19 protein-coding genes are annotated in these 20,601 nt (G+C 62.8%); 13 read left to right on the forward strand and 6 right to left on the reverse strand.

Annotated features, from left to right (window positions below; genetic code table 11):
* Positions 1 to 18 precede the first annotated feature (18 nt).
* Genes SSKA14_RS06950 through SSKA14_RS06965 form a run of 4 tightly spaced genes read right to left on the reverse strand, consistent with a single transcriptional unit; the run spans position 19 to position 6,766 of the window.
* Entirely contained in the window at positions 19 to 813 is a 795-nt protein-coding gene (locus SSKA14_RS06950; RefSeq protein WP_014603588.1) for a DUF4391 domain-containing protein, read from the reverse strand.
* Complete coding sequence (locus SSKA14_RS06955; protein WP_008266060.1) at positions 810 to 2,597, reverse strand: DUF262 domain-containing protein; 1,788 nt, start codon at positions 2,595 to 2,597, stop codon at positions 810 to 812. The genes SSKA14_RS06950 and SSKA14_RS06955 overlap by 4 nt, the downstream gene beginning before the upstream one ends.
* Before the next feature lie 14 nt (positions 2,598 to 2,611).
* Positions 2,612 to 5,845, reverse strand: coding sequence for a helicase-related protein (locus tag SSKA14_RS06960; protein WP_014603587.1), 3,234 nt, complete (start codon positions 5,843 to 5,845; stop codon positions 2,612 to 2,614).
* Between the two features lie 12 nt (positions 5,846 to 5,857).
* The gene (locus tag SSKA14_RS06965; RefSeq protein ID WP_008267281.1) at positions 5,858 to 6,766 is read right to left on the reverse strand and encodes a WYL domain-containing protein; all 909 of its coding nucleotides are present in this window, start codon (positions 6,764 to 6,766) and stop codon (positions 5,858 to 5,860) included.
* Positions 6,767 to 7,044: 278 nt separating this feature from the next.
* On the opposite strand from SSKA14_RS06965, the gene SSKA14_RS06970 reads away from it, so the two are divergent.
* Positions 7,045 to 7,935 carry a LysR family transcriptional regulator gene (locus SSKA14_RS06970; protein WP_008268675.1) on the forward strand — a complete coding sequence of 297 codons (891 nt, stop codon included), beginning with the start codon at positions 7,045 to 7,047 and terminating at the stop codon, positions 7,933 to 7,935.
* Between the two features lie 35 nt (positions 7,936 to 7,970).
* On the opposite strand, the gene SSKA14_RS06975 is transcribed toward SSKA14_RS06970, so the two are convergent.
* On the reverse strand, positions 7,971 to 8,276 hold the full coding sequence (locus SSKA14_RS06975) for a helix-turn-helix transcriptional regulator (protein WP_033940882.1): 306 nt from the start codon (positions 8,274 to 8,276) through the stop codon (positions 7,971 to 7,973).
* Positions 8,277 to 8,397: 121 nt separating this feature from the next.
* Here SSKA14_RS06975 and SSKA14_RS06980 point away from each other — a divergent pair, with 121 nt between their 5' ends.
* Positions 8,398 to 9,039 carry a substrate-binding domain-containing protein gene (locus tag SSKA14_RS06980; protein WP_033940883.1) on the forward strand — a complete coding sequence of 214 codons (642 nt, stop codon included), beginning with the start codon at positions 8,398 to 8,400 and terminating at the stop codon, positions 9,037 to 9,039.
* Positions 9,040 to 9,479: 440 nt separating this feature from the next.
* Positions 9,480 to 10,313, forward strand: coding sequence for a hypothetical protein (locus SSKA14_RS06985; protein ID WP_040007209.1), 834 nt, complete (start codon positions 9,480 to 9,482; stop codon positions 10,311 to 10,313).
* Here SSKA14_RS06985 and SSKA14_RS06990 read toward each other — a convergent pair.
* Positions 10,300 to 10,665 carry a hypothetical protein gene (locus tag SSKA14_RS06990; protein ID WP_232281370.1) on the reverse strand — a complete coding sequence of 122 codons (366 nt, stop codon included), beginning with the start codon at positions 10,663 to 10,665 and terminating at the stop codon, positions 10,300 to 10,302. The genes SSKA14_RS06985 and SSKA14_RS06990 overlap by 14 nt on opposite strands.
* A gap of 165 nt (positions 10,666 to 10,830) precedes the next feature.
* Between SSKA14_RS06990 and rimK the strand changes: the two genes are divergently transcribed.
* From rimK to SSKA14_RS22995, 10 genes are all read left to right on the forward strand, one after another.
* Positions 10,831 to 11,709, forward strand: coding sequence for a 30S ribosomal protein S6--L-glutamate ligase (rimK, locus tag SSKA14_RS06995; RefSeq protein ID WP_005410807.1), 879 nt, complete (start codon positions 10,831 to 10,833; stop codon positions 11,707 to 11,709).
* A 246-nt stretch (positions 11,710 to 11,955) separates the two neighbouring features.
* Complete coding sequence (locus tag SSKA14_RS07000; protein WP_008267453.1) at positions 11,956 to 12,432, forward strand: hypothetical protein; 477 nt, start codon at positions 11,956 to 11,958, stop codon at positions 12,430 to 12,432.
* Between the two features lie 89 nt (positions 12,433 to 12,521).
* Complete coding sequence (locus SSKA14_RS07005) at positions 12,522 to 12,995, forward strand: hypothetical protein (protein WP_040007214.1); 474 nt, start codon at positions 12,522 to 12,524, stop codon at positions 12,993 to 12,995.
* 8 nt (positions 12,996 to 13,003) lie between these two features.
* On the forward strand, positions 13,004 to 13,681 hold the full coding sequence (locus SSKA14_RS07010; RefSeq protein WP_005410804.1) for a response regulator transcription factor: 678 nt from the start codon (positions 13,004 to 13,006) through the stop codon (positions 13,679 to 13,681).
* Positions 13,644 to 15,014 (forward strand): HAMP domain-containing sensor histidine kinase, encoded by a 1,371-nt coding sequence (locus SSKA14_RS07015; RefSeq protein ID WP_040007217.1) that lies wholly within the window; start codon positions 13,644 to 13,646, stop codon positions 15,012 to 15,014. Before SSKA14_RS07010 ends, SSKA14_RS07015 begins: the two co-directional genes overlap by 38 nt.
* Positions 15,015 to 15,278: 264 nt before the next feature.
* Positions 15,279 to 15,683: a hypothetical protein gene (locus SSKA14_RS07020; protein WP_008267008.1), complete on the forward strand. Its 405-nt coding sequence runs from the start codon at positions 15,279 to 15,281 to the stop codon at positions 15,681 to 15,683.
* Between the two features lie 232 nt (positions 15,684 to 15,915).
* Complete coding sequence (gene tssI / locus SSKA14_RS07025; RefSeq protein WP_050413347.1) at positions 15,916 to 18,525, forward strand: type VI secretion system Vgr family protein; 2,610 nt, start codon at positions 15,916 to 15,918, stop codon at positions 18,523 to 18,525.
* Entirely contained in the window at positions 18,518 to 19,333 is an 816-nt protein-coding gene (locus SSKA14_RS22985; protein WP_050413348.1) for a DUF4123 domain-containing protein, read from the forward strand. The genes tssI and SSKA14_RS22985 overlap by 8 nt, the downstream gene beginning before the upstream one ends.
* The gene (locus SSKA14_RS22990; protein ID WP_050413349.1) at positions 19,330 to 19,968 is read left to right on the forward strand and encodes a DUF3304 domain-containing protein; all 639 of its coding nucleotides are present in this window, start codon (positions 19,330 to 19,332) and stop codon (positions 19,966 to 19,968) included. The genes SSKA14_RS22985 and SSKA14_RS22990 overlap by 4 nt, the downstream gene beginning before the upstream one ends.
* Positions 19,965 to 20,591, forward strand: coding sequence for a DUF3304 domain-containing protein (locus SSKA14_RS22995; RefSeq protein WP_083797315.1), 627 nt, complete (start codon positions 19,965 to 19,967; stop codon positions 20,589 to 20,591). Before SSKA14_RS22990 ends, SSKA14_RS22995 begins: the two co-directional genes overlap by 4 nt.
* The last annotated feature ends 10 nt before the right edge of the window (positions 20,592 to 20,601 follow it).

Raw genomic sequence — 20,601 nt, forward strand, 5'->3', positions numbered from 1 at the left:
CCGTCATTCGTTCAATCTTCAAAGTTGTCGGCGCGCAGCGGCCAGTTCGGCCTGGATGCGCTTGAGCGTCAGGTTCAGTTCTACCTGGCGCGCCAGTTGTTTTTCCTTGGTGGCTTGCGCTCGCAGGCGGCCGATCTCGTTCTCCAGCCGCTCACAATCAGCCAGCGCCTGCCAGCGGGCAGCCGCTTGTTCCGGGGTTGTGTCAGCCTGGTAGGTTCCCGTCAGCCGTGCCGCCTGCAAGGCCCACACGCGCTCCATCCAACCCTGATAAAGGGCATGCAGCGTGGTCTGGGGTTGGCGTGCAATCGACAGGGACTGCACGAAGGCGCGCTCGATTTCGGGGGCTATTGCGTCTTCCACTGCGGCGGTATCTTCGGTTGCGTGGGGCAGCGAGGCCAACACGGGGTCGCCGTCGAGCACGACCTTACCTGCCTCGTTCTGCGCCCAGCGTTTGTGCGCCAGCGAGAGGGTCAGTGCCTGGCCTTGCACAAGCAGCAACACGGGATACGGCACGGCCCGATGCATCAATTCGGCAAGGCGAGCGAGACTGGCGGGCTTGACGGTGCCACGCAGGGTCAAGCCAAGCACGGTGACTTCCAGGTATTCACGCTGCGCGTCCCGGTAGCTGGGTACGCCAATGGTGTTGGGCTTGAGTGCGGCAAGCCACTGGATTTCTTCAATGGCGTCCGTGATCAGGCGCTTGTCGGATGCCGTGGGCGCACCGTTCTCCAGCAACAGCTTCTTGGGGACGCGCTGATCCACCCGTGCGCTGTCGGGAAGACACAGTGCTGCAACGACATCCGTCCGGTTCATGACGACAGTTCCGCGCCAAAGGCCTTGATGGTTTCTTCGCTGTCGCGTCCGGCAATGGCTTTGCCCATGGCCTGTTCGATGAGCTTCAACAGCGCAGCAGCGCGTTGGCGGATGAAAGTATCAAAGTCGTCCGAGCGAAGTGCCTGTACCGGAATCACATGCGAAGTCAGGAACTCATCGAGACTGTCGGGGGCAACCTGCTTGGCCTTCTGGATACGGGCGAGGTAGACGCTGGGGGCATCGCCACTGATGAAGCGGTTGGTGCCTGCCGCCAGCGGAGCCTTGTTGACCACGCTGTTCCACTTTTCCTTGGGCAGCTTCTGCTTTTCGCACCAGGCGCGGGGAAAGACGTGGTGGATGTCGATGGCGTTGTTGAAGTAGGTATTGAGATCAATGGGCGTGCCGCTGGCGAAATCACGGCCACCGTGCTTCATGAGCAAGGCGGCCAGCCCTTTGTAGGCCGCAGCGAGGCGGCTTTGCAGGGAGAGCAGCCTTGTCGGTGCGAAGTTGGCATCGCGGACCGTGCGCGGTTCGCTGCCGCCTTCGACCCAGGCGACCACATCCTGGATGTCCATGCTAAAACGGGTTTCGTTGGCGCCACCGTACAGTTCGCCAAGCACACCACTCCAGTACCAGCGCAGCAGCTTCTGTTTGACGCCGTGTTGCGTCGTGCGGTCTGCCAGGTGAGCGCAGATGGCCGACAACGGTATGAGCTGTGTGGCATAGGGAAGGCTTCGGTCGTCGAAGATTTTTTCTTCTGCAAGCAACTCTGCTGCGCGCTTGAACCCTTGCTCCAGCGCGGGTTCGAACGCCTTGAAATCCGCCAACGGCAGCCGCAGCACGTCGGCGCGCTTGCAACTGACGGGCGTGCCCTGTGCCTTGTGCCTTTGATAACTGGCTAGCAGAGTCACTGCGGTGAGAAAGCTGGTGCCATCCACCGCCTTGAGCACGTCATGCTTGGCGGTCAGCCGATCCCGCCGGGCCTCCCAGTCGTCACGCAGATTGAATTCATCGGCTGCGAAGGTGGCCGTCATCAGCTCGAAAACGGTGAGCGTCACGCCGCCGGTATTGACCTTCTCGAACACCTGGCACACGGCTTCGCGTGGCGTGTCCTGGGTCAGTTCGATGGCGGGAACCTTGAACTGCTGGAAGCGTAGCCAGATGTCGTTGCGGAATCGTTGCATGAACTGCATCGCTTCCGCTGCGAACTGGTGATGGGCGCTGAAGCCGCTTTCCCAAGCCATGAAACCCTGAATATCGAAAAGCAATGCCACAGGGAAGAGGCGTTGGCTGTATTGCAAGTCTGGCGTGCTGACGTCCAGCTCAACCTTGCGACCGAAATCGGACGTGACTTGCAGCGTCTCCGGCACCGAGAGAACGGCTTCTTCGCGGTCTGCCGATTCGTCCAGGCATTGGGCCATGTCAAGGAAATACAGGCGGCGAATGTTCGCGCCTTTCTCCGTGCGCGTCGGCACGGGCTGGCCGCTGCGCAGCGCCAGGTACATCGAGGTCAGGCGTTGCTGACCATCAAGTACGAGGGTCTTTGGAGTAGGCGCAGGCTGCAGGTTGACGCCGGCAAACAGTCGGGGCTTGAACGGTACCCCACCTGCTTCCAGAAACATGACCGCGCCGATCGGGTAGGACAGCGAGAGGCTCGCGATCAACGACCGAATATGGTTGTCATCCCACACCCAGCCGCGTTGGAAGTCCGGAAGCTGGATCTGCCCCGATGCGATTCCATCGAGGACATCTTTCAATGCGGGTTCGGCGGTGCGAAAGCTCATGCGGGTCCTTGTAATCAAATACTTTGCTCATCGGGCAGCACGACGAGAAATGCCACCACCTCGAAGTCGTCACTGCCAGCGAACTCGCCCTTCATGGCGTGCGTGCCGCCAGGTGTGAAGAGGCTGGCAACGGCCCGTTCCTCATGCTTGCCGGCGACGGATGCCACGGCCGCCGCGAGCAGCTTCTGGGCGTGGCGCATGTCCTCACCGCTTTTTGTCGCCTTGTCGAAGCGCGCGCAGGCACTGTCATCCGGCCGTTCTCGCCCCAGCGCCAGGCGCTTGAGGCGATCCAGGATGCGCTTGGCCTGCGGGTAGGGCAGCAATACGTGGCCGTCATCGCCGACATGCACCAGGTAGTGCGGCGCGAGCGGGTAGTCGGACGACGCGGCGGATTTTGCCGTCGGGCCGCAGGCTTGCAGGCAAAAGATCACGCCAGGGGGAATGTCGGCATCCAGCGTGGTGGTGACCGCAAAAGCCCCCAGCGGCTGGGTGTCCAGCTTGCCGGGGTGGCTTTTAAGGAACTGCGCGAGGTCGATGCGGAAGTCGGTCAGGGTGAGGTCGGTGATCGCCACGCCGGTGGACAGATCTTCCATGTCGATCACCGTGTCCTGCAGCTTGAGCAGTTGCTTGCGCCGGTACTCCAGATCGTTCATGGCGTTGCCGGACTGCTGTTCGATCAGGTTTTCTTCGCCGGTGGCCGAGACATCGAGCAGCACCATGCGGCCGCTGACGCGCTGTTCCAGGTTGATGTATTCCTCCAGCTCCATGTTGGGCCAGAAGTTCACCAACTGGATGCGCTGGTTGGGCGAGCCGATGCGATCGATACGCCCGAAGCGTTGGATGATGCGCACCGGGTTCCAGTGAATGTCGTAGTTGATCAGCCAGTCGCAGTCTTGCAGATTCTGCCCTTCGGAGATGCAATCGGTGGCGATCAGCAAGTCGATCTCGCCTTCACCCGCCATGTCTTGCGGGCGCTCCTTGGCGCGCGGGGCGAAGGCCGAAAGCACATTGCCCATGCTTTTGCGCAGGCCCGGCAACGTGACCTGGATGCCGGCGCTGCCGGTGACGACCGCCGCATGCATGCCCAGCGTATCCCTGGCCCAGGGGGCGAGCTGGGCGTAGAGGTAGTGCGCCGTGTCCGAGAAGGCGGTGAACACGATGATCTTGCGGTTGGCTTTGCCATCGTGGCTGTTGATGGGCTGGGCGCATTTGCGGGCAATCATGTCGCGCAAGGCTGCCAGCTTGGCATCGCGAGCGGCATCCACTTGGCGCGCTGCCGCCAGCAGGGTCGCCAGACGGTTGCGGTCTTCCAGCAGGTCCTGCTTCCAGCGAATCAGATCCACATCGCCCAGCAGCACCTTGACCTTGCGCCCGACCAACAAGGTCTCGAATGCCGGGTCGTCGATATCGACGTCGGCAATGTCGATTTCCTCCAGCGCTTCGGCATGGGATTCGATGCGTGTCAGGGTGTTCTCTACATCCTTGAGTTGGCGCTGTACGGTCAGGGTGAAGGACGAAACACAGCTTTCCATGCGTTTGAGCACGTTCACACGCAGCAGGTGGATCAGGCTTTCTTCGCGATCCGCCTGACGGAAGAAACTTTCGCCGCCACGCACCTGGGTGCTGTACTTGGCGTCGTAGGCGGCCTGCTTGTGGGGCAGCACATAGCGCAGCGGCGCGTAGCTGGCGAGCGTGAGTCGGCGGATTTCCTGGTTGATGTCGCGGATGGCACGGAATTCGCCCGCAAGGTCCACGTCGGCCTTGATGTTGATGGGCGGCAGTCGGTCGGGGAAGCGGCCGGTCTCGCTGGTGCCGTAGTACTTCTCCACATGCCGCCTGGAGCGGGCAATGGTGAGATGATCCAACAGGGTGAAGTAGTCAAACCCCAGCATTTCAACCAACCGGGTGGGGGTCTTTTCAGCTTCGTCCAACGCCAGCCAGCGATTGAATTGCGCCTGCGCCTTGCGGGTCGTGGCCTCGATACTGGCGATGCCATGCTCCAGCAGAGCGGCGTCATCGCCTTCGGTGGCAAAGGCAATCTGGTTGCGCAGGTCGGCCAAGCGATTGTTCACCGGTGTGGCGGAGAGCATCAGCACGCGGGTCTTGACGCCTTCACGGATGATGCGTCGCATCAGGCGGTCGTAGCGCGATTCCTTGCCCTTGTGTGTGGCCTTGTTGCGGAAGTTGTGCGACTCGTCGATCACTACCAGGTCGTAGTTGCCCCAGTTCACATGTGACAGGTCGATGTCACCAGACACCCCGCCATCGCGCGACAGGTCGGTGTGGTTGAGCACGTCGTAGTTGAACCGATCAGCCGCAAGGATGTTGCGCTTGTCGTTGGCCTTGTAGAGCGTCCAGTTGTCGCGCAGGCGCTTGGGCGCCAGCACCAGCACGCGGTCGTTGCGCAGTTCGTGATACTTGATGATGGCCAGGGCTTCGAAGGTTTTGCCCAGCCCCACGCTGTCGGCGATGATGCAGCCGCCAAAGCGGTTCAGCTTGTCGATGGCACCCACCACACCGTCGCGCTGGAACTTGAAGAGCTTTTTCCACACCACGGTATTGCGGATGCCGGTGGCGGACTTGACGATGCGCTCCTCGTCCATCTCGTCACCGCTGTCCTGAAACAGGCGGTGCAGCATCAAGGTGTAGATGGTGAAGGGGTCACGGTGCTCGCCCAGGGCCTGCAGTGCTTCAAGAACGGATTCGCTCTCGTTGCTGTAGTCCTTGGAGTCGGTGGCAGCAGCACCCTGCAGGCCTGACCACTGTTGATCGAACCATTGGGCGAGTTGCGCGGCTTCATCGGCCGTTTCTGATGCCTGGATCAGGTTCAGCGGGTTGCCCGGCGTCAGGCCAAGGCCAGACGTACTGAAGGCGAACGAGCCCAGGACCACTTGTGCAGGGGCCCCGTCCGGACCGCGCATGACGGCGGCCCCCTGCGGCACCGATCCTGATGCTCGCCGAAGCGCCACTTTCTCATTGATCCATTTCGCGCACTGATTGGCCAGCCAACGTGCCTGCAGACGATTGCGTGAAGCGCGGTCGCCTGCCGAGCCCAGGAGGGCAAGTGCCTCGTTATCGGGAGGCACGATCAATTGGACTCGATCCAGAGCGGACAACGCCTCCCGGATTTCTGCAAAGGCGTAGAGAGAGAACGAAGGCGTTACACAGTCGAGTCGGTTGCCGTGCTTGAGGTGGGGCTGCATCAAGTCGATGACGCGCTGTGTTCCGGTGTTTTGGATCAGCTTCATGGTCGTTTCCGTTCAGTCAGCAATCGACGTTTCTGCACTCGGCGATGCATACCCCGGCGCCAGCACTGCATTGCGCACGCCGTAGATGGCGAGGTGGTCCTTCAACCAAAGCCGGTACTCAGGGCCGCGCAGGCTATGGTCGGGGGAGCAGTCCACACTCCATTTGCGCAGGATGTAGCCAGCGGTGGCGGCGCGCAGCTTCATGTGCAGCACGCCGCCTCGCATGCCGTAGTCCATTTCAGTGATTTCTGGCCGGGGCTGATCCGGGTGAGGAACCAGCTCCAGCTCGACGATCCGTGTCCATTGAATGTCCTGATCGCTCATCTCGTGGGGCGCCACGGGCTGCCCCTTGCGCACCACAGGACGCTTGATCCGGGTGATGACGAAATCCCGGAATTCCTGCGATTTGCGGTCGAAGGCACGGACGTGCCAGCGCAGGCCGTTGTCAATCAACGCGAACGGGACGATCTCCCGCACGGTGCGGCCACTGGAGATGGAGTGGTACTCGATCCCCATCGGGCATTCATAGTGGATGGCACGGGTCACGCTCGCCAGGATGTCCAGGTCAGGGTGGGTGAGCCGGGACGGGCTCTCGCTGGCCACCCAGGCCTTGATGTGCATCGGCTCACCGTCGCCAAACCCCTGTGTCAGCCACGACAACACTCGCTCGGGCGGGAAATCGAAGATCGGCTGGAAGCTCGGACCGAGGACGTAGAACTTGCCTTTGCCGTCGTAGTCGATGTTGCCGGGGGCGAGTTCCTTGTACAGCGCCAGGTCCCTGGACGCAGCAGCGGACTGGATACCAAACCGCGCGACCAAGTCCTGGCGGCGCATCTCCCCAATGAAGCGCACGCGCAACTCCACGAACGCGAGCCGGTCACGCTGTGGCTGGGTTAGATCGGCAAGCTGTTCGTGGGGCATCCTGGTTGGCTCGTTCGGGTTAGCGAATGCTTATGCAGATTTCTGCAGAAAGTATATGAGCTGCTTGAAAAGACGTCTATGAATCCAAGCGAGTTTGCTAGTACGCTGCATTATGATAACCATTTTTTGAGGCGCAAATGAATGATCTGTCACGGACGAGTAGGCGATCAGCCCAGCGGAGCGCACCAGGAACGGCGTGGAATGGGGTGCATCCAGCAGGCCATCGCGGACGAAAACTGATGCGAATAGATCCTTGATATGGAACAGGAGCACGGCCCATGGAACTGCGACACCTTCGCTGCTTTGTGGCTCTCGCAGAGGAGCTGCACTTCACACGGGCCGCCGAGCGCCTGCATATCGAACAACCACCCTTGTCCCGCGCCATCAAGGAGCTTGAGGACGACCTGGGCGCGGTGCTCTTCGTGCGCAACCGCCGGGGTACGGCGCTTACCGAGGCGGGCGCAACGTTCCTGCAAGACGTGCACAGGGTGTTGGCCGCGCTGAAATTGGCTCAGGAAAATGTCCGGGCGGTCGCGTCGGGCCTGAGCGGAAGCCTTCGAATCGCCATCTCCGACGGCGCAATCGATCCCCGGCTGTCAGGCCTCCTGGCCCGTTGTCGCGAGGAAGAGCCAGAGATCGAAATTCGCCTGTCCGAAGTGCCGCTGGCCGAGCAGTTGCGCGGGCTACGCTCGGGCGACTTCTCGATCGGCTTCGCGCACACTGCGGAGGTCGGCGATGACATCCTGACTGAGCCACTCTGGCACGACTCGCTGGTGGTCGCGGTGCCCGCCCGGCACCCCTTGCTTTCGCATAAGACCGTTCCGCTGCACAAGCTCGCGAGCTACCCTCTGGTCTTATGCGATCCACAGCTATACGAAGGCTACTACCGTGAATTGGCGCGGCTCCTGCGGCCGCTGGAGCGTGAGCCTGACGTCGCCGAGCATGTGTCTTCGCTGGACATGATGCTTACCCTGGTCGGTGCGGGCTACGGAGTTGGCTTCATCAGGGCAACCAGGGTCGCGGCGAGCCAGCGCTCCGATGTGGTGATCCGCCCCCTGGCCATGGATTCCGCAGTCATCACGACCTACTTGCTTCGGCCCGTCAGCGAGGATTTGCCGGTGTCGGCTGCGCGGTTCATCGCGCGCCTGCACGAGCACTCGGGCGATTGATCGGGCGGCAAGAGCTGCTACTGAAGCTCGGGCTGTTATGGCGAGCCTGGCGGCTCACTGCCAGAGTTGAGGTTCTTTTCAGTCGCCGCCATCAACTCGCTGGCGCTGATTCCGAGCGCGGCAGCAATTTTCAGTATCAAGGGAAGCGTCGGCACATGCTCCCCACGTTCGATCTTGCCCATGTGCGAACGCGATATTCCAGCCTGAAATGCAAAGTCGTCTTGAGCGACGCCTTGCGCGACGCGAGCGGCACGCACGGCCCGCCCGAAAGCTAATGCTGGTTCGGATTCATAGGTGGGTGTGCCAGGTGGGCGACCTGGCTGAATAGTAAGCTTCTGCATCGACAGAAGCGTCAAACAATCCTCTTAAATTAACCACGTTAAACATATAGACGTTAAAGTTCTCTCTTTACTATGATGCTGGTTTGCCCTTGACCTGCTTCGTCGCTTCTGTGGGTTCTCCATGGACAACATCACCAGCCAACCTGCCCACCTCAGGCTTGCGATAGCGCCAGGCATATCGCCATCGCAACTTTCGGCGCTGCTCGCGCTGCAACGTGCGCAAGAGCCCGAGGTCAGCATCGCGTTCTTTGAGGTTGCAGGTGACGAGTTGCTTGATGGATTTCGTGAAGGCCGCTATGACGTAGGGATGTCGCTTCAAGGGTCGAGCGATCCGGCCATCCAAACCCAGCCCTTGTGGATTGAGCACATGGCCGTTGCGATGCCGCTGCGGTTTCCCTTGCTGGATCAGGCATCGCTCACCATCGCCGATCTACAGGACTACCCGATCTTTCGCTGGAGGGCTGAGGCGTGTTCTTCGCTGGATCATCGGCTGCTCTCGCGCCTGCCTGCCGACCAGAAAAATCTTCAGTACGTCACGTCTTTCGAGATGATGGCGCTATGGGTTTCCGCCGGCTACGGTGTCGGGGTATCCGCGCAATCGCGCATCAAGCGCGCCCACGGATGGGGAATCAGCATGCGACCGCTGGACGACGGCCCCTGCGAGATCGTGACGCACCTGCATAGACCCCAGGGACAAGCGAACTCTGTTTCCGAGCGATTCGAGCGAAGGGCACTGCAGATCGCAAAATCGGTCACTTCCTGATCGCCGTGGCTGTCGGTAGCCGCCAGCGGAAGGCGTTGGAAACTCGCCTTTCGTCAAGAGGGTTGAGGTGGTATACTGATAGGCGATTTCTGGTCTGGGCAACCAGAAAAATCCTTTATTAATCAAAGGGTTGGTTGTCATAAGTGATTCCCATCGCCCGCTCCATCGCACCTCCTTCTTTCTTCTCTTGCAATGCAGATACGGGCTCTCGATGCCCGCTTTCGTGTGCCTGTCGATCCAGGCTTGTGAGCGGCATGCGGCATCACTAGAGTGAATGTCCTTCACGCCGGATGATGACGTTGGGACAAGGAATGAGGATGCGGGCCATCTCACGATGGAACACGGTTCTGCTGGCTCCAGTGCTGGCACTGGCACTGACAACCACAGCGTGCACGGACAGCACGGCCCCTTCTGAAGCCGGACATGCAGCGCGCACCGCAATGGCCCCTGCCATCCCCGCCACAGAAATCGCGAGTTCCAACATGGCGGCCAGGGGAAATACGCCCGCCGCTTATCAGAAGTACTACACCGCTCGAAACGTTCAACCGTTGTTGGCGGACCTTGAACTCCTGTCCAGGAGTGGCGACGCGAACGCGAGTTTTGTACTCAGCCGCATCCATGACGACTGTGCCGTCATTCCTGACTGGGGCCCGCTCGCGGGGTTGGACATCGCACAGGAAAAGAAGGTCGCACTCCAGCGCAGCTCAGCGTGGTTCAAGGCGCGATGCGAGGGAGTATCCGAGGACGTTGTGAGCGGCTTCCGCAATCGGAAGCGCTACCGGGAACTGGCGGTGAAGCAGGGGAGCCTCGCTGCACAGATCGAACAGGCGGCGCCTGGCCTCCACCTCGCGGATCAGGATCTTTCGGTGGAGGACCACAAGACGTTTGTCGAAGCCGTGCTGATGCAGGATGACGGCGAAGCCTACATGGCGCTTGCGGCAATCATGGGGGAAGCCGCTTCCCACCGCATCCAGGAAATGAAGCCCTACAAGGTGGGCAGTCCCGTCGAGGAGGCCGCGTGGATGCTGGCGGGCTGCCGAAAAGGCGTGCCGTGCGGCGCCGACTCCCCCATCCTCCAACGCATGTGCCGCGCCAGTGTGTGTGGTTACAACTCGCTTGAGGAGCTGTACAGCCATGGGATGCTTGCGCCCGAGCAGATGCAACAGGCGCGCGCACGCATGGAGGAAATCATCGCACTGTCGAAAGGTGTCTCCGGCGACGATGGCTCCATCGCCGGAGACGTTGCCGCGGGGCGGCCGGTCAGTCGGAATTGAATCCGGGCGCCAGCGGGCCGGGCAACGTGTGTTCCGGCCACGGCATCAACAAGGTGCAGGCGTCATACAGGCCGCAGAAATCCTGCCGCAGGTCGGCCGGTACCCAGCCTCCGTAGCTCACCTCGGTCGAGTCGCCGTTGCAGGCATAGGTGACATCGATCCAGCGGGTGTTGGTATGTGAGGCAGCCCCCTGGTGCTGGGTTCTGCCGGTGCAGTAGCGCAGGCTCTGGCCAATCAGTGTGTTGTTGGCGTCGAAATAGAGCCGGGAGACTGCATGGGTGGGCGCGGCATGCACTTCGGTGGCGCCCCCCACCAGGCCAAACAGCAACAACAGCGGAATTCCCATTCGCATCTGTGGTTCTCCTTGGGTTGTGTAAGCCGGCCGTGTTCCTGTCCTGTGGCCGGCGTGGCCATCTTGGCACAGCCTGTGCGGCGGTGCTGGCGCCACCCGGCGCGACATCATCCGTCCGCCACACGCGCGCGCTATGCTGCGCGCCTGCCGCCCGATCCCACCGCGATGAAACTCGCCATCCTGTCCCGCAACAGCTCCCTGTATTCCACCCGCCGGCTGGTCGAGGCGGCGCGCGCGCGCGGCCACACCGTGCGTATCCTCGACCCGCTGCGCTGCTACATGCGCATCGCCGCCGATGGCTTCTCGATGCACTACAAGGGCCGGCCGATGACCGGCGTGGACATGGTCATCCCGCGCATCGGTGCCTCGATCACTCGCTACGGCACGGCGGTGCTGCGCCAGTTCGAGCTGATGGGGGCCCGCACGCCCAACCCGTCCGATGCGATCCTGCGCTCGCGTGACAAGCTGCGTGCGCACCAGCTGCTGGCTGCCAAGGGCATCGACATGCCGGTCACCGTGTTCGGCGACAACCCCGACGACACCGTCGACCTGCTGTCCATGCTCGGCCCGCCGCCGCATGTGGTGAAGCTCAACGAAGGCACCCAGGGCCGCGGTGTGATCCTCACCGAGAAGGCCAGCGCCTCGCGTGGCATCGTCGAGGCGCTGCGCGGGCTGTACGCCAACTTCCTGATGCAGGAATTCATCGGCGAGGCCAAGGGCGCGGACCTGCGCTGCTTCGTGGTCGGCGACCAGGTGGTGGCCTCGATGCAGCGACAGGCACCCGAGGGCGACTTCCGCTCCAACCTGCATGCCGGCGGTACGGCGGTGGCGGCCAAGGCCAGCCGGGCCGAACAGCAGGTCGCGGTGCGCTCGGCCAAGGCGCTGGGCCTGTCGGTGTGCGGGGTGGACCTGATCCGTTCCGCGCGCGGCCCACTGGTGCTGGAGGTCAACTCCACGCCAGGGCTGGAGGGCATCGAAGCGGCGTGCGGCGTGGACGTGGCCACGCGCATCATCGAGCATGTGGAGAAGCTGAAAAAACCCTGACTATTCAGTTAGTTATAAATCTCATGGGTTGATGAGGCCGGGTTTAACATGCCTTTAATCGGCCCGGGCGTAGCCTTCAGCGAACCGCAGCTCTGCCTCTCAGCAGGATCGGTATCGGGATACAACTTCAGACCCAGGCGGGGGCACCGCCTGGGTCTTTTTTATGGGCCAGTCGCGCCGCTTGTGGAGGCGCCGTGACGGCCGTAGAGTGGCCTCCATCGTTCCAGGATGGATCGGAGGCAAGCGATGTATCGCGTCACCATGATCGCGTTGTTGCTGGGGCTGGCAGGCACGGCTGTCGCCAAGCCGGAAAAAGCCGTTGTACAGATGGACCGGCAGATGCCGGTGGCCGAGCAGGTCCGGAAGGTCGAAAAGGCCCTGGACGACGGCGACTACAGTGAGATCTCTGCGGATGACCGCGCCCAGGTGCGACAGGCACTGGCGCGCATCACCCAGCGGATGGGGGACCACAAGACGCTGCAGGAACTGCCGCCGCAGGTCCAGAACGACGTCTTCAACGACCAGGAACGGGTCAATACCCTGCTTGCCCGGGCCCATGATGACAGCCGGCAGGTCTGCCAATACACGCGCACCACCGGCAGCAACATGCCCAAAAGCCGCTGCATGACCGTGGCCGAACGGCGGCGCATCGAGGAGAAGGGCAAGGCCCTGCTCCATGACCAGCGCACCTTCACCGACCTCTCGCCTCCCGGCAACCGCTAGGCCGTCCGCCGCCCCTGCGCTTGGCACTTGCTGGCGTGAAGGCGGTGCGAATACAGTCAGCGATCCATTCAAACAAGGATTCGTTTGTCATGAAGTCCCTCCTGATGTCGGCGATGCTGTTCTCGGGGCTGACCCTGGCCACCGCCGCCTCCGCGTCCAAAGAGGCCGGTGAAGTCTTCATCCCCGGCAAGCCGCTGCAGCAGCAGATCGAGCGCATCGAAATCGAACTCAACGATGGCGAGACCTACAGCGAATTGAAGCAGACCGACCGCAGCCGCGTGCGCGAGGCGCTGGTGCGCATGCGTACGGCCGTCGAGCAGCATCCGAACCGCGATTCGATGCCTGAACAGGTGCGAACCGACATCTTCAACGACCAGCAGATCGTGAACACGGTTTTGACACAGGCGCGTGAGGATAGTCGTCTAATATGCCAACGTGAAAAGGCGACGGGTTCGAACCGGTCTACGACGCAGTGCACCACCGTCGCCGAGCGCGCCCGGCAGAAGGACAGGGCACAGCGTGATATGAGCCAGGCCCAGCGCACCGGCAAATTCGTCAATTAGAGGTGACAGTGAGAATTCTGGTAATCGAAGACAACAGCGACATTGCGGCCAATCTGGGTGACTACCTGGAGGACCGCGGGCACACGGTGGACTTCGCGGCTGACGGGGTCACCGGCCTGCATCTGGCCGTGGTGCACGAGTTCGACGCGATCGTGCTGGATCTCAACCTGCCCGGCATGGACGGTATCGAAGTCTGCCGCAAGCTGCGCAATGAAGCGCGCAAGCAGACCCCGGTGCTGATGCTGACCGCGCGCGATTCGCTGGACAACAAGCTGGCCGGCTTCGATTCCGGCGCCGACGACTACCTGATCAAGCCGTTCGCGCTGCAGGAAGTGGAAGTGCGTCTGAATGCCCTGTCGCGCCGCGGCAAGGGCGTGCAGACCCGCGTGCTGGAAACCGGCGACCTGGAGTACAACCTGGATACGCTGGAAGTGCGTCGCCAGGGCAAGCTGCTGCAGCTCAACCCGACCGCACTGAAGATCCTGCAGGCGCTGATGGAAGCGGCCCCGGCCGTGGTGACCCGCCAGGAGCTGGAAACCCGCGTGTGGGGTGAGGAACTGCCCGACTCCGATTCGCTGCGTGTGCACATCCATGGCCTGCGTGCGGTGGTCGACAAGCCGTTTGAAGTGCCGCTGATCCAGACCCGCCATGGCATCGGATACCGCATCGCCACCCCGGAAGCCTGATTCGGTGGCAGCGAAAGGGGAGCGTCGGCGCACGCCTTACCGGCGGCGCCTGCGCAGCCGCATCATCGTCTCGTTCGTGTTGTTGGGCTTCTGCCTGACAACACTGTTCGCGTTCGCCACCAACTGGGCCCGCATGCGGGTGGAAAACCAGTTGGTGGAAGACGTGATCAACCACAACATCGAAGAGTACGCGCGTCGCTTCTACGAGCACCCGGGGCGCAACCCCGCCGTGCCGGTGCAGCAGATCCGCGCATACGCCTACTCGGCGGACAAGTTCGACAAAGCGCGCGAGTCCTGGCCGCAATGGGCCGATCTGCAGACCGGCAACTACAACCTGAGCGGCACCGACGAGCAGGGGCAGCCGTATGCCTACAAGCTGGCGGTGCGCAAGAGCGATGACGCCTGGTTCTTCCTTGCCTATGACATGACCGACAGCGTGCGCGGTGGCAAACAGCTCAACCGCGCGCTGGTGTTGTCGGTGCTGGTATTCAGTGTGCTGTCGCTGGTGCTGGGCTGGTGGTCGGCGTCGAAGGTGATGAAGCCGGTCTCGGACCTGGCGGCTCGGCTGCGCGCGTACCGTGGAGGCACCAGTGATCCCGAACCGCTGGCGCCGCGCTTCCCCGACGATGAAGTGGGGCAGCTGGCACAGGCGCTGGATGATTATTCTTCGCGGTTGACCGAGGTGGTGCAGCGCGACCGCGAGTTCAATGCCGACGTCAGCCATGAACTGCGCACGCCGCTGGCGGTGATCCGCGGCGCCACCGAGCTGCTGCTGACCCGTCCCGGCCTGGATGAGAAGGTGCTGCAGCGTCTGCAGCGTATCCAGCGCGCCGAACAGCAGTGCAGCGACCTGATCGGCGCGCTGCTGCTGCTGTCGCGCAACGAGCGCGGGCAGGGCACCAGCAACGTGGCCAGGGTGGCCGAGCAGCTGCTGGATGCGCACCGTGCGCAGCTGGGTGGCAAGCCGCTGGAACTGGCGCTGGAAGGCGAACGCGATCTGGTGATCGACGCGCCGGAGGCAGCCTTGTCGGTGGCCTTGGGCAATCTGATCGGCAATGCCGTGAAGTACTCGCAGGATGGCGAAGTGCGCGTGCATGTGAGCGCCAACGCAGTCTCGGTGACCGACAGCGGCCCGGGCCTGAGCGAAGAAGATGCAGCCAAGCTGTTCCAGCGGGGCTATCGCGGCACCCATGCCGGCCATTCGCAGGGCGGCGGCATCGGCCTGTCGATCGTCAGCCGCCTGTGCGATCTGTATGGCTGGCAGGTAAGCGTGCGCCCGGGCGGCGAGCGCGGCGTAATCGCCACCCTCACGTTCTCGCCGAAGCCGTTGTAAGGGCCCCTGCTTTGGTAGGTGCCGACCTTGGTCGGCACGTGAGCCCCACGCAGCGCGCGAATCCACTGTCGTACGCAGCACGAATACGCCTGTTCGGGGCCGTCCGGCTCGCGATCTCCGCGGGCGTTGTGGCGCTGGTGCGTGTCAGGGCTCACGGTTCGGCGATCTGATTGCGCTGTTGGCGCATTTGCCCCCTGACGGACCGACGTGCAGACAGTCAGATGCTTCTGCCGGGATCACCCGCCGTCCGCCAGGAGCTGCGCCATGTCATACCGCACCCATTACCCGAACCTGTATCAACTGGTCGGCGAATCGATCAGCCAGCTGTCCGTCGACATCGCCCAGCGCGTCGAGGACGTACTGTCCGGGCCCGATGGCCTGATGCCGATGCTGAAGGGGCAGATGGACATCGACGGTTCTACGCAGCGCACCGGGCTGAGTTCCCCGGAGGCTGGCACGCTGGCAGGCATCCGGCACACCGTCGCAGGAATCACGAGCTTGACCCGGATGATGTATGCCGTGCATGTCGCGCGCACCCGGGGAAGCCCGTCGCAGGTCGTGCCCGCCGATGCGATGAGTGGCCTGCTGCTGGCTGCGCGGGAGCTGACCTGCCACGCACAACGGCAGTTGCAGGCCGAAAGGAATCGGGGTTCGGCGACGCTGCAATAGTCGTCGCGCCTCAGGTGCCGCCCCGCAGCCGCTGTCGTATTCCGCCTTCCTGGCGGCTCGGCAACGGCTGCACGCCCCCGCGATGCATCGTGCAAGCGCTGTAATACCGGGCAGAAATTGATCTTCGACGCTTTTCAGAAACTTTTCGGATTGCGTCCCCGGCATTGATCCGCCAAGGCTTGAAGCATGGAAAGCGCGTTTCTTCGCGCGCTGTGTCTGTCAAGGAACTGCCATGGATCACCGATCATCGTTCGTTGCTGCCCACGAGGCGTCGTCGCGCGTCCACCGATTCTGCGGTCCCACCGCATTGCGGTTGATCGTGGAGCGCTGGCACGGCAGCGAATCGTTGTCCGAAGGCCTGCGCTGCCAGATCGATCTGCTGGGCGAGCCATGCGAGCACAGCCTGGATGATTGGGTGACCCGGCCGGCAAGCATCACCACACGCCTGCCGGACGGTACAGACGTTGTCCGGGTAGGGCTGATCCGTAGTGTCGAGCGCCTGGCCTGCGCAGGCCGTCTCGTGCGGTACCGCGTGCACTTGGCCGACTGGACCGCCTGGCTGCATGACAGCCGCCACAGTCGCGTGTTCCAGGATCAGGACGTGGCCAGCATCATCAGCACCGTGCTCTCGGTGCACGCGCCGCTGGCGCATTGGTCCTGGCACGTTGGAAGTACTGCTGCAATCGACCGCCGCTGCCGGGGCTATCGTGTGCAGTACCGCCAATCGGACATGGCTTTCCTGCAGCAGTTGATGGCCGATGAAGGCCTGGGCTGGTGCATCCGCACGCTGCCCGATGTACCGGGCGGGCATACACTGATGATCTTCGGCGACAGTACCCGATGCTCGCTGCTGTCACGGCCCCGGCGGCTGCACCAGACCCAGCGCGTGCCCGATGACGCGGGCATCGCGCTGTTGCATGAGACCTGTCGCGTCGTGCCGACCCACATGACCCGGGTAGCAGATCTGGACGATCCGTTGCGTGTGGTTTCGGCCAGCCTGCCTGTGCGCACTGTGGCCAGTGGCCCATTGGAGGACTATTCGCCGGCACGCCACGCGGCGTGGGAGACCTCGCGCGAGGCCTTGGCCGAGGTGATGCGCGACACCGAAACCGCGTTGTGTGAGCAGCGGCGCTGGACCGGCGAAGGCACCGAGCCGGACTTCCAGCCCGGCTACGCATTCGAGGTGTTGCCAGAGCCCGGCCAGCGAGCGGTACCCGCGTTGCTGCTTACAGCGGTGCAGCACGCAGCGGTCAACACGCTGCCTGAGGTTCTCGAACTGCAGCAGCACCTGCCGCTGCACGCACTGCCCGACACCGTGCCTGCCGACCGCGCGCAGAGGCTGGGCTATGCCAATCGCTTCGAGGCCATGCCGTACGACCGTCGATGGCGACGTTCTCCGGATGGCAGGGCTGGGCGGTCGACGGCCCCCGGCCCACAACTGGCCACCGTGCTCGGCGGCGATGACGGTGCACCGCTGTATATGGACAGCAACGGGCGCATCCGTGTGCGGTTCGGCTTTGCCACCGACAGCAGGGCCGACAGCGGCTGGCTGCGCGTCGCCCAGACCTTTGCCGGCCCCGGCGTGGGCAGCCAATTCCTGCCCCGCGTCGGCCAGGAAGTGATGGTGGACTTCATCAACGGCGACCTCTGCCGCCCCGTCGTGATGGGTGCGCTCTACAACGGCCAGGGCGAGTCACGCGCTGAAGCGCTGGCGTTGTCCAGCGATGCTGGCAGCAGTGCCCAGAACAACCTGGCCGGTGGCAACGCCCCACGCTGGCATGCTGCAGGCGCGGCTGAATCGGCCCAGCGCAATGCCGGCGCCGTATGGGGCATCAGCTCGCAGAGCTGGGACGGCCATGGCGGCAACAGTCTCGAGTTCGACGACAGCGACGACCAGCTGCAGGTACGGCTTGGCACAACGCAATGCCACAGCGCGATCAGCATGGGTCATCTGCGTCACCTGCAGCACAACTTCCGCGGCAGCCTGCGCGGAAGTGGATTCGAGCTGCGCAGCGACGCGTGGGGCGCCGTGCGTGCCACGGCAGGCCTGTGGCTGGACAGCATGCAGCGCTCTGCGTCCACCCCGGCTGGTCTGCGCGCTGCGCCGGTCGCGCTGTTGCGGCAGACGCTCGTGCTGGCGCACTCCTTTGATGAATCTGCACGCCAGCAACGTACGGTGCGGCTGCGCGGCCACGCCGCCGACGGCGACGGTGCCAGCGTGCTGCAGACCCTGGCCGACAGCGTGGCGGCATCGCAGCGGCTGCAGGGCGCTGACGAAGACATCCCTGCAACCGGGTCGGCGGTGTTGGGCCTGTCCGCACCGGCAGGCATCTGCCAGGTGGCCGGGCAGGCGATCCAGCTGGGGGTGGGGCACAGTACGCTGCTGGCCAGTGGCGGCAGTTCGGCGGTGACCGTTGCCGGCCATGGGCGTTGGCAGTGCCGCCAGGCCATCGGCGTGCTGGCTGGCGCGACACGCACTCCGGGGAGTGCCGGGTTGAGCGTGGTGGCTGGCCAACAGGTGCTTGATATGCAGGCGCAGGCAGACGCCGTGCACCTGCAGGCGCGCGCTGGGCTGGTGGCGGCCAGCCAGCACGGGGAGGCGCAACTGGCGGCAGGCAACACGCTGCACATCGCAACGGCCGGCGGCGCTTCGATCACCCTGGCGGACGGGCACCTGCGGGTGAGCTGTCCAGGCACATTGACCATCAAAGCCGGCAACCGGCACTTCACCGGTCCGGTGCAGGAGCTGTTTCCGCTACCGCAGTTCGCACAGACGGTCTGCGTGGAGTGCCTGCTGAAGGCGATGCAGGCCGGCCTGCCATGGTCTGCGAAGAATGGCTGACGCCCCGTGGATCGATCCGTGGCGGCATTCCCGGTTGCCGTGGCAGGCCCCCGGCGACCAGTGTGTGGACGCGCGGCCCGCCTGTGCGCTGCTGGACATGGCATTCGCGCCGGACGCCTGGACGCAGCTGCGCGCGCTGGCCGTTGACGTGGTGCCGCTGTTTACGCATCGCTATACCGGCAAAGGGTTGGACCGGTTGTCGCCATGCCTGGTGGTCCTGCCGGACGAAGCCAGAGCACGCGAACGCTGCTGGCAGGCGCTGCTGGACCTGAGCAACGGCGCGCCGATGCTGTCGGTGCTGCGCAGCACCGGCGACCCGCATGCATTGGCCGAACATCTCCGGGGCATCTGGGAGGGTCGTTCCAGCACCGGCCAGCCGTGGTTGCTGCGCTGGGCCGATGGGCGTGCCGCCGCCCGTCTGCTGGATGCGCTGGACGATGCGCAGCGGACACGCGTACTGGGCGGTCTACACGACTGGCACCTGCCTACCCGCATCGGAGATTGGATGTGCGTGACCGGCAAGGGGGGAGTGCCGTTCGATGCCGACGCCAGGCCACTGACGTTCACTGCGGCTCAGGAGGCCGCACTACGGAGCGGAAGCCAGGCCGATGCCATCACGCGCTTCATTCTGCAGCGGCCCGTGCTGCGCCCGGACGCCACGCTGCCCTCGCAGGTGCATCGCTGCGCGGAGCACGTGCTGGCACGTTTGGCACGCCGAGGCATCGATCACCCCGCGCTGGCGCATCGGATGACGATCAAGGAGGTTGCCGTGAGGAATGGGCGCCATGGCGAAGATGAGACGCCATGAAGAAGTTTCTGACGAGGGTGATTCTGATTGGACTGGCGCTGCTTGCTGTGGCAGGTCTGGTGCTGAAGTTCATGGACTTCAGGATTGGACCACTACCGCCCGGTCCTCCGAAGCCACGCATCATCGACTCTGCTTCTGGTCACGACATTACTGATGCATCGCCAGAGATGCATCTAATGATTGGCATCGCCAACTATTCTGACGAAGGGCTGGGGAAAGTCTTCATCAATGATGTTTGGGGGGGCGGTATGCAACCACGCGCGAGCAGTAACGGACGCATCTGCTGCGTGACGCTCCCTCGTATTTGGCATCCGGGACTGAAAGTGTCAGTGGCATATCGCACCAGTAGCATGTTCCTGAATGATCCCAGCAGCTACGCGGAAAGAGATGTGATAGTGCCTCGCTATGAGCCATTTCTTGGTGGGTATATATATTTTATGTACTTTCCCGGCGATCACGTGCGAGTTGTTGCGACGCCGTACGAGCCTGGATACTCAAAGTTCGCGTACGACATTGACTTTGCACATTCCGAGCGTGACCGGGTAAAGGTCCGCGCATTTCTTGAAGTGACAGCAGGCGACAGGGGGCGGGTGAACGTGTACGCATCTCCTGTAACCGAGGGTGCATTCGAATGAGCAACCTTGAGCGAATAGCTGTTGTGAAGAAGGTGCTTGTCAGGGCTGCTCTGCTCGGGCTGGCGCTGTTTGCCTTGACTGGCCTGATGCTGAAGTTTATGGATTTCAGGATGGGTCCACCACCGCCCAGTCCTCCGAAGCCACGCATCATTGACGCTGCGTCTGGCCACGATATCACCGACGCGCCGTCAGAAATGCATCTGATGATTGGAATTGCGAACTACTCTGATGAAGGATTAGGAAAAGTCTTCATCAATGATGCGTGGGGTGGTGCGATGCGTGCCCGAGCCAGTAGCAATGGCCGAACCTGCTGCGTGACGCTTCCTCGGCTTTGGCATCCGGGCCTGAAAGTAACGGTTGCTTACCGTACGAGTAGCATGTTCCTTAAGGATCCGCATAGCTATATTGAGAAGGAGATCTTTGTGCCGCGCTACAAGCCCTTCTTGGATGGTTTCATCTTCTTTATGTATTTCCCTGATGATGAGGTAAGGGTCATAGCTACGCCATATTTTCCGGGATTCCCTAAATTTGCTTACGATCTTGATTTTGCCGACAGCGAGCGTGATCCAGAAAAGATCAATGGATTTCTTGAGGTGACGGCAAGGGGCGGGGTGGCAGAATGAGAGTAAATGT

The sequence above is a fragment of the Stenotrophomonas sp. SKA14 genome (genome assembly GCF_000158575.1).
GTDB lineage: Bacteria > Pseudomonadota > Gammaproteobacteria > Xanthomonadales > Xanthomonadaceae > Stenotrophomonas > Stenotrophomonas forensis.